At 71.0% G+C, this 12,547-nt stretch carries 9 protein-coding genes; 2 read left to right on the forward strand and 7 right to left on the reverse strand.

Annotated features, from left to right (window positions below):
* Positions 1-152: 152 nt before the first annotated feature.
* Together ACZ7MG_RS08880 and ACZ7MG_RS08885 are read right to left on the reverse strand one after the other, a co-directional pair.
* Positions 153-2,471 (reverse strand): serine/threonine-protein kinase, encoded by a 2,319-nt coding sequence (locus ACZ7MG_RS08880; protein ID WP_471385451.1) that lies wholly within the window; start codon positions 2,469-2,471, stop codon positions 153-155.
* Between the two features lie 162 nt (positions 2,472-2,633).
* Entirely contained in the window at positions 2,634-4,340 is a 1,707-nt protein-coding gene (locus tag ACZ7MG_RS08885) for a glycerol-3-phosphate dehydrogenase/oxidase (RefSeq protein WP_471385449.1), read from the reverse strand.
* Between the two features lie 252 nt (positions 4,341-4,592).
* Here ACZ7MG_RS08885 and ACZ7MG_RS08890 point away from each other — a divergent pair, with 252 nt between their 5' ends.
* The gene (locus ACZ7MG_RS08890) at positions 4,593-5,801 is read left to right on the forward strand and encodes a nucleotide sugar dehydrogenase (RefSeq protein WP_471385447.1); all 1,209 of its coding nucleotides are present in this window, start codon (positions 4,593-4,595) and stop codon (positions 5,799-5,801) included.
* 662 nt (positions 5,802-6,463) lie between these two features.
* Here ACZ7MG_RS08890 and ACZ7MG_RS08895 read toward each other — a convergent pair.
* The 4 genes from ACZ7MG_RS08895 to ACZ7MG_RS08910 all read right to left on the reverse strand — a co-directional run bounded on the left by ACZ7MG_RS08895 (position 6,464) and on the right by ACZ7MG_RS08910 (position 10,856).
* Complete coding sequence (locus tag ACZ7MG_RS08895; RefSeq protein ID WP_471385445.1) at positions 6,464-7,588, reverse strand: GuaB3 family IMP dehydrogenase-related protein; 1,125 nt, start codon at positions 7,586-7,588, stop codon at positions 6,464-6,466.
* A gap of 104 nt (positions 7,589-7,692) precedes the next feature.
* Positions 7,693-9,198: an IMP dehydrogenase gene (guaB, locus tag ACZ7MG_RS08900; protein WP_471385443.1), complete on the reverse strand. Its 1,506-nt coding sequence runs from the start codon at positions 9,196-9,198 to the stop codon at positions 7,693-7,695.
* 178 nt (positions 9,199-9,376) lie between these two features.
* Positions 9,377-9,952 (reverse strand): sigma-70 family RNA polymerase sigma factor, encoded by a 576-nt coding sequence (locus ACZ7MG_RS08905; RefSeq protein WP_005481141.1) that lies wholly within the window; start codon positions 9,950-9,952, stop codon positions 9,377-9,379.
* 292 nt (positions 9,953-10,244) lie between these two features.
* Positions 10,245-10,856: a response regulator transcription factor gene (locus ACZ7MG_RS08910; RefSeq protein WP_003948568.1), complete on the reverse strand. Its 612-nt coding sequence runs from the start codon at positions 10,854-10,856 to the stop codon at positions 10,245-10,247.
* 392 nt (positions 10,857-11,248) lie between these two features.
* Here ACZ7MG_RS08910 and ACZ7MG_RS08915 point away from each other — a divergent pair, with 392 nt between their 5' ends.
* A complete protein-coding gene (locus tag ACZ7MG_RS08915; RefSeq protein WP_086751501.1) occupies positions 11,249-11,578 on the forward strand; it encodes a WhiB family transcriptional regulator in 330 nt (109 codons plus the stop codon).
* Between the two features lie 48 nt (positions 11,579-11,626).
* Here ACZ7MG_RS08915 and ACZ7MG_RS08920 read toward each other — a convergent pair whose 3' ends face one another.
* A complete protein-coding gene (locus ACZ7MG_RS08920) occupies positions 11,627-12,535 on the reverse strand; it encodes a LysR family transcriptional regulator (RefSeq protein ID WP_471385441.1) in 909 nt (302 codons plus the stop codon).
* Positions 12,536-12,547: the final 12 nt, after the last annotated feature.

The raw sequence follows: 12,547 nt of genomic DNA on the forward strand, positions 1-12,547 counted from the left end.
TCGAGAGCACTCACCCCGACCCGCGCCCCCTCACGCCCCCGGACGGCACCCCGAGCTGAGGCACGAAACCGCACACGCGCACGGCCTCGAACGCACCGGCGCACACCACTCACCCACACGCGCCCCTGCGCACATCCCCACACATCACCACGTCACGACTTCGGCTCGAACGTCCCCGTGAACGTCTTCCACGTGTCCTTGCGCAGCTCACCACTCCACTTGGCCGCCTTCGCGGTGTACATCAGCGCGTATCCCTGCCGGGAGTCGACGACGAATCCACGGTCGATCGACCGGTTCTTCGTACCGCTCTCCACATAGGTGAACTCCCAGTCGGCCGCGTTCCAGCCCCGGTAGTCCACCGCCTGTATTCGGATCCGCTTGTACTGCGCGCGCGTCATGTACCGCTCTTGGTTCTTCCAGTCCGCGACCGGGTCGTTCTTCGGGGTGGTCGTCCACCCGACGAGCAGCCGCTGCCCGTCGGGGCCGGAGAAGCGGGCCCCCGCCGCGTCCGTGGACTGGTACTTCCACCCATCGGGCAGCCCGATCGAGAACCCCTGACCGCTCTTGTACGTCTGGGTCGCGATGTCCCCCGAGCCGCCGGAGCCGTCTCCGTTCACCGAACCGTTCGACCCGCCCGAAGGGCTCGGCGAACTGCCGCCGGACCCGCCCGAACCGCCGGCCTCGTCCGTGACGTCGCCGTCCGGACTGGGGTCGGACCCCTTGTCCGTGCCCTTGGAGGTGCCCTTGGACGTGTCCTTGTCCGCCGTGTCGTCGCCCGTGTCCTTGCCGTCGGCGTCGCTCCCCGACGCCGCCCCGCTGGACGCGGCCGCCTTGGTGTCGGCGCCCTTGCTGTCGTTCGAACCGCCGTCGTCGCCACCGAGGGTGAGGGCCAGGACGGTCCCGAGGACGACCAGCACCACGGCGACCGCGATGACGGCCAGCGTCCGCCGCGACACCACGTCGGTGATCGGCGCCCTGGGCACCGGACGCGGCGGCAGATCCGGCGGCGGCATCTCGGGCCACCCGGAAGTCCGCCCCGCCGAACCGGAGTTTCCCGTACCGACGCCCGTGCCCCCACCGGCGCCCCGCGGACCGGGCACCCCGGCCGCCGGCTTGCCCGTGGTCCGCGCCGAGCCACCGCCGGCCTTCGCGGCCTCGGCACCCGAGGCCACCCCGACGGAAGCGGACCGGGTCGTCACGACCGCCGGAGACCCGGCCGCGGACTTCGCACCGCCCCCGACTCCACCGGAAGCCCCACCGAGCACCCCGCCAGAAGCCCCGCCGGAACCACCACCGGAACCACCCCGCGAGCCCACCGCCCCGGAACCAGAACCAGAGCCGGAAGAAGCCGAACCGGAAGAACCGGAACCAGCCCCGCCGACACCACCGCCGACAGCCCCGGACCCGACGGCCGCGACCCCGGCCCCCGCTCCGGCGCCCGCCGCCGCCCCGGCCGCGTTCTTCCGCATGGACCACCGAGGCGCCCGCGGCCGCTCACCGCCACCGCCCTTGCTCCCGGAACCGGCCCCGGAGCCGCCCTTCTTCGGACGCTCCTCCGGCACCGGCGGCAACGGCACGACCCGCGTCGCGTCGACCGGGTCGACCTCCTTCGGATCGGGCGCGTGAATGACGGTGTTGAGCATCGCCCGCGCACCGGCGTCGTCGAGCCGCCGCTCGGGATCCTTGGTCAGCAGCCCGAAGATGACGTCCTTGAGGGCCCCGGCGCGCTTCGGATCCGGCACCGGCTCGGTCATCACCGCGGTCAGGGTCGCTATGGCCGACCCCTTGTCGTAGGGCGGCACCCCCTCGACCGCCGCGTAGAGCAGACCGCCGAGCGACCACAGGTCGGCCGCGGGGCCGGGCTTGTGCCCGCGCGCCCGCTCCGGCGAGATGTACGAGGGCGCGCCCACGAGCATGCCGGTCGAGGTGATGGAGGGGTCGCCCTCGACCTGGGCGATACCGAAGTCGGTGAGGACGACCCGGCCGTCGTGCTTGTCGATGAGGACGTTCGACGGCTTCACGTCCCGGTGCAGGATGCCCTCGCGGTGCGCGGCCCGCAGCACGTCGAGGATGGCGAGGCCCACCTCGGCGGCGCGCCGCGGTTCGAGCACCCCGTCCTCACGGATGACCTCGGCGAGCGACTTGCCCTCGACGAGCTCCATCACGATCCACGGCCGGTCGTCCTCGTGCACGACGTCGAACACCGTCACCGCGGCGTTGTTACGGATCCGCGCGATCGCCTTGGCCTCGCGCAGCGTGCGCGTGATCAGCCGCCGCTTCTCGTCCGCGTCGATGCTCGACGGGAACCTCAACTCCTTGACGGCGACCGTACGGCCCAACGTCTCGTCCTCGGCACGCCACACCGTGCCCATACCGCCGCGACCGAGGACCCCTCCCAGCCGGTACCGCCCGGCGAGGAGACGTGCGTCCTTGTCCTGACGGGAATCCCCAGCCCGCTCCGCCTCCGACATGCGTCCCCTCATACAACCCGCCCTGACAGAGCCTCCATTGTCACCCACCCGCCAACCGCCCCACGCCCAGGGCCCCCTCAACCAGCCACGGCCCGCCCCGATCCAGCCCGATCGAGCCCGTCCGGCGTTCGAGGACGAGCCCGAAGGGCGACAGGCAGGCGGCTACAGCGGCACGATGTCCGGCGCCCCCAACCGAGCCGCGTCCGCCGTCAGATCGTCCGGCTGCCGCTGCGACTCCCGCTCCGCCTCCACCCTCTTCTCATAGTGCTGCACCTCCCGCTCGATCTGGTCCGCGTCCCACCCGAGCACCGGAGCCATCAACTCCGCCGCCTCCCGCGCACTCCGCGTCCCCCGGTCGAACGTCTCGATCGAGATCCGTGTCCGCCGCGTCAGCACGTCGTCGAGATGCCGCGCCCCCTCGTGCGAGGCCGCGTACACCACCTCGGCCCGCAGATAGTCGTCGGCTGCCTGCAGCGGCTCCCCCATCGACGGATCGGCCGCGATCAGATCGAGCACCTCCTCGGTCGCCGACCCGTACCGGTTCAACAGGTGCTCCACGCGCACCACATGAAGCCCCGTACTCGCCGCGATCCGGGCCCGCGCGTTCCACAGCGCCCGATAGCCCTCCGCCCCCAGCAGCGGCACATCCTCGGTGACACACTCCGCGACCCGCTGATCCAGCCCGTGCACGGCGGCGTCCACCGCGTCCTTGGCCATGACCCGGTACGTCGTGTACTTGCCGCCGGCCACCACCACCAGCCCCGGCACCGGATGCGCCACGATGTGCTCGCGCGAGAGCTTGCTGGTGGCGTCGGACTCCCCCGCGAGCAACGGCCGCAGCCCCGCGTACACCCCTTGTACGTCGTCCCGCGTCAGCGGCACCGCCAGCACCGAGTTCACATGCTCAAGGAGATAGTCGATGTCCGCGCTGGACGCCGCCGGATGCGCCTTGTCGAGGTCCCAGTCGGTGTCGGTCGTCCCCACGATCCAGTGCCGCCCCCAGGGGATCACGAACAGCACGGACTTCTCGGTCCGCAGGATCAGCCCGGACGTGGAGTGGATCCGGTCCTTCGGTACGACCAGATGGATGCCCTTGGAGGCCCGGACGTGGAACTGCCCGCGCTCGCCGACCATCGCCTGGGTGTCGTCGGTCCACACCCCGGTCGCGTTCACCACCTGCCGGGCCCGGATCTCGTACTCCCCGCCGCCCTCGACGTCCCGCACCCTGGCCCCGACGACCCGCTCACCCTCCCGCAGGAACCCGGTCACCCGCGCCCGGTTGGCGACCTTCGCCCCGTACGAGGCGGCCGTGCGCACCATGGTCGCCACATACCGCGCGTCGTCCATCTGCGCGTCGTAGTACTGCAGCGCCCCGACCAGCGCGTCCTTCTTCAGACAGGGCGCGATCCGCAGGGCGTGGTGGCGGGTCAGATGACGGTGGACCGGCAGCCCGCGCCCGTGCCCGCGCGCCATGGACATCCCGTCGTACAACGCGACGCCCGAGCCCGCGTACCACCGCTCCCAGCCCTTGTGCTGCAAGGGATAGAGGAACGGGACGGGCTTCACCAGATGCGGCGCCAGGCGCTCCAGCAGCAGCCCGCGCTCCTTCAACGCCTCGCGTACGAGGGCGAAGTCGAGCATCTCCAGATAGCGCAGCCCGCCGTGGATCAGTTTGCTGGACCGGCTGGAGGTGCCGGACGCCCAGTCACGCGCCTCGACCAGGCCCGTGGACAGACCGCGGGTCACGGCGTCCAGGGCCGTGCCCGCGCCGACCACACCACCACCCACGACCAGCACGTCCAGTTCGCGCTCGGCCATACCCGCCAGTGACTCGGCCCGCTGCGCCGGTCCCAGTGCCGCTGTCCTCACCGCTGCCTCCTGTTGTCCGTCGCGCCGGCCCCATCCGTCTCCCCTGCCCAGAATTCTGACCGTGTTGCCCGACTTCGGCCACCACCAGCCCGCAGCCTGTGGATAACTCCGCAGGACGCGCACAGAAAAACAAATCCCCAATCCCGCATATCGGTCATATTTACTCCTAGTGTGACATTGCGCTCGCTCATCCAGTCCACCGGGCTTGCGCACCTGTCCCGCTTCGGTTACTGGGAAGGACGGCCACACGCCATGCCCGCAGATCTCGCCGTCATCGGACTCGGCCAATTGGGGCTGCCGCTGGCGCAGGCCGCCGTCGCCGCCGGCATCGCCACGCTCGGTTACCGCACCGGCCCCGACTCCGGCTCCCTCACCCCCGGCGAACTGCGCCGCATGCTGGCCCGCGGCTTCAAGCCCACCACCAGCCCCGCCGAACTCTGCCGCGTCCGTACGGCGGTCATCTGCGCCCCCACCGCCCCGGGCGCCGACGGCTCGCTCGACCTCAGCCAGGTCGAGGAGGCCGCCCGCACCCTGGCCGCCCGGCTGCGCCCGCACACCACGGTCATCCTGGAGTCCCCGGTCCCCCCGGGCACCACCGAGGAACTCCTGCGCCCCCTCCTCGAAGAGGGCTCAGGCCTGCGCGCGGGCCGCGACTTCCACCTCGCCTACTCCCCGCCCCGCGTCGACCCGGGCAACCGCGCCTTCGGCCCCGCCAACACCCCCAAGGTGATCGGCGGCCTCACCCCCGCCTGCACGGAATCAGCGGCAGCCTTCTACGGCCGCCTCACCGACAAGGTCGTACGCGCGCGTGGGCTGCGCGAAGCGGAGACGGTCCACCTCCTGGAGACCAACTACCGCCACGTCAACATCGCGTTGGTCAACGAGATGGCCGCCCTCTGCCACGACCTGAACATCGACCTCTGGGACGTCATCCGCTGCGCCGAGACCAAGCCCTTCGGCTTCCAGGCCTTCCGCCCCGGCCCCGGCGTCGGCGGCCACGCCCTCCCCCAGGACCTGTCGGGCCACGCCCCCCGCTCCCTGCGCATGGTCGAACTGGCCCAGCGGGTCAACCACCGCATGCCCCAGTACGTCGTCCAGCGCGCCGCCACCCTCCTCAACGAGCACGGCAAGTCGGCCCGGGGCGCCCGTGTCCTCCTGCTCGGCGTCACCTACAAGCCCGACGTCCCCGACCAACAGGGCACCCCCGCCGACGAGATCGCCCGCCGCCTCCTCGAACTCGGCGCCCACGTCAGCTACCACGACCCGCACATCCCCACCTGGAGCGTCCTCGACCGCCCCATCCCCCGCGCCGACTCCCTCTACGAGGCCACCGCCGACGCCGACCTGACGATCCTCCTCCAGCAACACCGCACCTACGACCTCCAGGGCCTGTCGGTGAAGGCGCAACTCCTGCTGGATACGCGGGGGGCCACACCCACGGGGGCGGCGCACAGGTTGTGAGAGGGGGCGCACGCCACAGCCCCGGCCACCGGGGCTGGTGGCAGACCCCGCCCCACCCCGGTACCGTACGGAAACAAGTGAAGCCTGCCGCAGTGGCCACTGCGGCAGTCTCCTGGATGGATCACGGAGTGTCCGCCCCTATTTGGCGTGGGGGCGGCCGCTCACCATCTCACCAACAAGGCGGAGCCCACCGCAGCGGTCACTGCGGCAGGCTCCTGGATGGATCACGGAGTGTCCGCCCCTAATCGGTTTGGGGGCGGCCGCTCACCATCCGAAAATCCGCAAGATCCACCTCCTCCGGCACTGCACCATCCGAAGACGGACTCGGTCCCAGCGGGTGGGCTTGCGGTGACGTCCCATGGGCGCCCCCTTCCACGACACCGCCCATTGACCCGGTAGGCGGTCCGTCGGAATCGGTCCGGGCCCCGAGGGCGGGGTCCGGACCATGTCCTTGGAAGGGGGCCCCAGCCGAACTGGGGCGCCGGACACGAACGCTATCGCCCGGCTACGCCCATTCGGCCCACATTCGTCCCGAACACCCCCACGCGCCCCCACCCCCGCAACTCACGCCCCCACCACCCCACTTGGGCACGCAAAAGGGCTCAGTCACCCGAAGGCGACCGAGCCCCAAGAGCCCCGCTCAAGCCGAGCGCGGCGTCACGTCACCGCATGTGCTGCGAGTCCGCCACCGTGACCTCGACCCGCTGGAACTCCTTCAGCTCGCTGTACCCGGTCGTGGCCATCGCCCGCCGCAGCGCACCGAAGAGGTTCATGGAGCCGTCGGGCGTGTGGGAGGGCCCGGTGAGGACCTCCTCGATCGTGCCGACGGTCCCGAGGTCGACCTTCTTGCCGCGCGGCAGCTCCTCGTTCACCGCCTCCATGCCCCAGTGGTTGCCCTTGCCGGGCGCGTCCGTCGCGCGGGCCAGCGGCGAGCCCATCATCACCGCGTCCGCGCCGCAGGCGATCGCCTTCGGCAGGTCGCCGGACCAGCCGACACCGCCGTCGGCGATGACGTGCACGTACCGGCCGCCGGACTCGTCCATGTAGTCCCGGCGGGCGGCGGCGACGTCGGCGACCGCCGTGGCCATCGGCACCCGGATGCCGAGCACGTTGCGCGTGGTGTGCGCCGCGCCGCCGCCGAAGCCGACGAGGACGCCGGCCGCGCCGGTGCGCATCAGGTGCAGGGCGGCCGTGTACGTGGCGCAGCCGCCGACGATCACGGGGACGTCCAGTTCGTAGATGAACTGCTTCAGGTTCAGCGGCTCGTGCGAGCCGGAGACGTGCTCCGCCGACACGGTCGTCCCGCGGATGACGAAGATGTCGACGCCCGCGTCCACGACGGCCTTGGAGAACTGGGCGGTGCGCTGCGGCGAGAGCGCGGCGGCGGTCACCACACCCGAGTCGCGCACCTCCTTGATGCGCTGCCCGATCAGCTCCTCCTTGATGGGAGCGGCGTAGATCTCCTGGAGGCGCCGGGTCGCGGCCTCGTCGGGCAGGCCGGTGATCTCGTCGAGCAGCGGCTGCGGGTCCTCGTACCGCGTCCACAGCCCTTCGAGGTTGAGGACGCCGAGGCCGCCCAGCTCGCCGATGCGGATCGCGGTGGCCGGGGAGACGACCGAGTCCATGGGGGCGGCCAGGAACGGCAGCTCGAAGCGGTAGGCGTCGATCTGCCAGGCGATCGAGACCTCCTTCGGGTCCCGCGTACGGCGGCTGGGGACGACGGCGATGTCGTCGAAGGCATACGCCCGGCGGCCGCGCTTGCCGCGCCCGATCTCGATCTCAGTCACGTCTGTGGCCTTTCCCTGATGCGTTCAGCGTCTACCAGTATCGCCGACGGGCACGACGAGGGCGGCCCCGCATGCACCGAGGCCGCCCCCACCAGGTCAGCTGTCTACTTACGGCTGTAGTTCGGCGCCTCGACGGTCATCTGGATGTCGTGCGGGTGGCTCTCCTTGAGCCCCGCGGAGGTGATCCGGACGAACCGGCCGTTGGCCTGGAGGTCCGGGACGGTACGGCCGCCGACGTAGAACATCGACTGGCGCAGGCCGCCGACCAGCTGGTGGACGACCGAGGAGAGCGGGCCGCGGTAGGGCACCTGGCCCTCGATGCCCTCGGGGACGAGCTGCTCGTCGGAGGCGACGCCCTCCTGGAAGTAGCGGTCCTTGGAGAACGACTTGCGGTCGCCGCGCGACTGCATGGCACCCAGCGAACCCATGCCCCGGTACGACTTGAACTGCTTGCCGTTGATGAAGAGCAGCTCGCCCGGCGACTCGGCGCAGCCCGCGAGCAGCGAGCCCAGCATCACCGTGTCGGCGCCCGCGACCAGGGCCTTGGCGATGTCGCCGGAGTACTGCAGACCACCGTCGCCGATGACCGGGATCCCGGCCTCCTTGGCGGCGAGGGATGCCTCGTAGATGGCGGTGACCTGCGGGACGCCGATACCGGCGACGACACGGGTCGTACAGATGGAGCCGGGGCCGACGCCGACCTTGATGCCGTCCACGCCGGCGTCGATCAGGGCCTGGGCGCCGTCACGCGTGGCGATGTTGCCGCCGATGACGTCGACGCCGGAGGAGTTCGACTTGATCTTGGCGACCATGTCGCCGACCAGCCGGGAGTGGCCGTGGGCGGTGTCGACGACGATGAAGTCGACGCCGTTGTCGATGAGGGCCTGGGCGCGCTCGAAGGCGTCGCCGGCGACACCGACGGCCGCGCCGACGAGGAGGCGGCCCTCGCCGTCCTTGGCCGCGTGCGGGTACTTCTCGGCCTTGACGAAGTCCTTGACCGTGATGAGGCCCTTGAGGATGCCCGCGTCGTCGACCAGCGGCAGCTTCTCGATCTTGTGCTTGCGCAGCAGCTCCATGGCCTCGACGCCGGAGATGCCGACCTTGCCGGTGACCAGCGGCATCGGCGTCATGACCTCGCGGACCCGCTGCTGGCGGTCGGTCTCGAAGGCCATGTCGCGGTTGGTGACGATGCCGAGCAGCTTCTTGTTGCCGTCGGTCACCGGGACGCCGCTGATACGGAACTTGGCGCAGAGCGCGTCGGCCTCGGCGAGCGTGGCGTCCGGGTGCACGGTGATCGGGTCGGCGACCATGCCGGACTCGGAGCGCTTCACCAGGTCGACCTGGTTGGCCTGGTCCTCGATGGACAGGTTGCGGTGCAGGACACCGACGCCGCCCTGGCGGGCCATGGCGATGGCCATCCGGGACTCGGTGACCTTGTCCATGGCGGCCGAGAGCAGCGGGATGTTCACCCGCACGTTCTTGGAGACGTACGAGGCGGTGTCGATCTCGTCGGGCGCCATGTCCGACGAGCCCGGCAGCAGCAGCACGTCGTCGTAGGTCAGCCCGAGCGTCGCGAATTTATCGGGCACTCCGTCGACGTTGGCAGTCATGACACCTTCCCCAAATGGCCTTGATCGGTGCGGATGTCCATGCTAACGGGAAGCGCGGGGCACACATTCCACGGTACGAAGTACTGCCGGGCTTCGTATGTTCGTACGGAAGCTGTGCCGGTACGTACGGAAAAGGCGCCCCACCTGTTCAAGCGGGACGCCCCAAGAGCCCGTGCGACTACTGCTCCGCCAGTGCCCGGAGCCTGCTGAGTGCCCGGTGCTGGGCCACCCGGACCGCGCCCGGTGACATCCCCAGCATCTGTCCGGTCTCCTCGGCCGTGAGCCCCACCGCGATGCGCAGCAGCAGCAGCTCCCGCTGGTTCTCGGGGAGGTTGGCCAGGAGTTTCTTGGCCCACTCGGCGTCGCTGCTGAGCAGGGCGCGCTCCTCGGGGCCCAGGGAGTCGTCGGGGCGCTCCGGCATCTCGTCGGAGGGAACGGCCGTCGACCCGGGGTGGCGCATCGCGGCGCGCTGCAGGTCGGCGACCTTGTGGCCGGCGATGGCGAAGACGAACGCCTCGAACGGCCTTCCGGTGTCCTTGTAGCGCGGCAGCGCGAGGAGGACGGCGACGCAGACCTCCTGCGCCAGGTCCTCCACGAAGTGCCGCGCGTCGCCCGGCAGCCGGGACAGACGGGTGCGGCAGTAGCGCAGCGCCAAGGGATGGACATGGGCGAGCAGATCGTGCGTGGCCTGCTCGTCCCCGTCGACCGCGCGATGCACGAGCGCACCGATCACTGTCGTCTCGTCGTCGCGCATCGGTCCATGGTGCCTTGCGGCCGTCCGGTCCGTGGCGCCACGTCCGTGGTTGTGCACCGAAGCGTTATGAGCAGGCGCGCCGGAACTCATCTCCTGCGCCCTCCCCTCCCGCTCGTTCGACTGCTCCCCGAGGAACTCCACACCTCAAGGATGCGGCATCCGCGGCGAAACCAGCAGCGGGCACCCGCCCGGCCCCGCCCACCCGGGCGTGCGCACCCCGGCTCACCTGCCGGTAAGCGCCCCCGCCCGCCTCACGGCAGGCGGGGATTCCCGAACCCCCGTCGCGGCTCACCTAGCGAACCAGACCCCAGCGGAAGCCGAGCGCCACCGCGTGCGCGCGGTCCGAGGCGCCGAGCTTCTTGAACAGACGCCGCGCGTGGGTCTTGACGGTGTCCTCGGAGAGGAACAGCTCGCGCCCGATCTCGGCGTTGGAACGGCCGTGGCTCATGCCCTCCAGCACCTGGATCTCGCGCGCCGTGAGGGTGGGCGCGGCACCCATCTCGGCGGAGCGCAGCCGGCGCGGGGCGAGCCGCCACGTCGGGTCGGCGAGGGCCTGCGTCACCGTGGCACGCAGCTCCGCGCGGGAGGCGTCCTTGTGCAGATAGCCCCGGGCGCCGGCGGCGACCGCGAGGGCCACGCCGTCCAGGTCCTCGGCGACGGTGAGCATGATGATGCGCGCCCCGGGGTCGGCGGACAGCAGCCGCCGTACGGTCTCGACGCCGCCCAGACCGGGCATGCGTACGTCCATCAGAATCAGGTCCGAGCGGTCGGCCCCCCAGCGGCGGAGGACTTCCTCGCCGTTGGCCGCCGTGGTCACGCGCTCGACGCCGGGCACGGTCGCCACCGCGCGGCGCAGCGCCTCTCGGGCAAGCGGGGAGTCGTCGCAGACGAGGACGGATGTCATGGCCGCCCTCCGCAGCTGATGCGCGTCACCTTGAGCCTCCAGGCTGGTACGAAATCGTCACCTGTGCGGTCGACACTCACGAGCGGACACGAACGCCTGCCCGAGCGCTTGTTCTTTCAACCGCCTCCGCCCGTCTCAACGACGGTCACTCGAAAGAGTTACGGGATGGCTGGTCACCTTCGGCACTCTACGTGAGGGCGCGCACACGGTGCAGACATGCACAACGGACCCTCAACGTTTCACCACAACCTATGCCCCATTCAGCCGTTTTTCTTCCCATTTGTTGGTGTCTGAGGCTAGATTCGCAATGAGTCATATTTTCATCTCCTTAGATAGTCGATGTACGGTCATGGGCAACATCTCCTACCAGAACGGCAACAAGGAGACACGTAATGGCAGATTTCTCCCGCCTTCCCGGACCGAACGCTGATCTGTGGGACTGGCAGCTCCTCGCGGCCTGCCGTGGGGTCGACAGCTCACTCTTCTTCCACCCCGAAGGAGAACGCGGTGCGGCACGGAGCGCTCGTGAGAACTCGGCCAAAGAGGTCTGCATGAGATGCCCGGTCCGCGCGCAGTGCGCGGCCCACGCCCTCGCGGTGCGCGAGCCGTACGGCGTGTGGGGCGGGCTGACCGAGGACGAGCGCGAGGAGCTCATGGGCAGGGCGCGCCACCGTCTGGTGACGGCGTCCGCGTCCGGGACCGACGCCGGTTCGAACACCTGAAGGAACGTTTTTTCAGAGGCGGTCACCCATTCGCCTCCAGCGCGGGCCCTACCGCGCGGCCGCTCCGGCCAGCCGGTCCAGCGTCGCCGCGACCGTGGGCACCTGAGCCAGGTCCGGCAGCGTGAGCGCCACGATCTCCCGGCGCACCGCGGGCTCGACCGCCACCGTCCGCACCCCCTCGGTACGGACGGACTCGATGGCCAGCTCGGGCAGGACGGCGACGCCGAGACCCGCGCCCACCAGGCCGACCACCGCCGGGTAGTCGTCGGTCGCGAAATCGATACGGGGCGTGAAGCCCGCGCTCTCGCAGACCCGCACCAACTGCCCCCGGCAGCGCGGGCAGCCGGCGATCCAGGGTTCCCCGGCGAGTTCCCCGATGCCGACGGTCCCCGTACGCGCCAGCCGGTGCCCCTCGGGCACGAGCCCGACGAGCCGGTCCGTGAGCAGGGGGCGCACGACCAGGTCGTCCCACTCCCCCACCGCCTCCCCCGCGTCCGCGGCGCCCTCGTAGCGGAAGGCCAGCGCGATGTCGCAGTCGCCCTCGCGGAGCATCCCGACCGAGCGCGGCGGTTCGGCCTCCTCCAGGGAGACGCGGGTGCCCGGGTGCGCGGCGCGCAGGGCGGCCAGGGCGGTGGGGACGAGGGTGGAGCTGCCGCTGGGGAACGAGACCAGCCGGACCCGCCCGGCGCGCAGGCCCGCGATGGCGGCGACCTCCTCCTCGGCCGCGGTGAGCCCGGCGAGGATGCCGGCCGCGTGCCGCACGAGCGCCTCGCCGGCCTGGGTCAGCCGCATCTCCCGGGCGCCGCGGACCAGCAGCGGGGTGCCGACGGAGGACTCCAGTGCCTTCATCTGCTGACTGACGGCGGGCTGGGTGCAGCCGAGTTCGCGTCCGGCCGCCGAGAAGGAGCCGGTGGCGGCGACGGCGCGCAGGACACGGAGATGTCGGGCCTCGATCACAGGGCCGAGCAT

Source organism: Streptomyces sp. NPDC107538 (genome assembly GCF_055657445.1).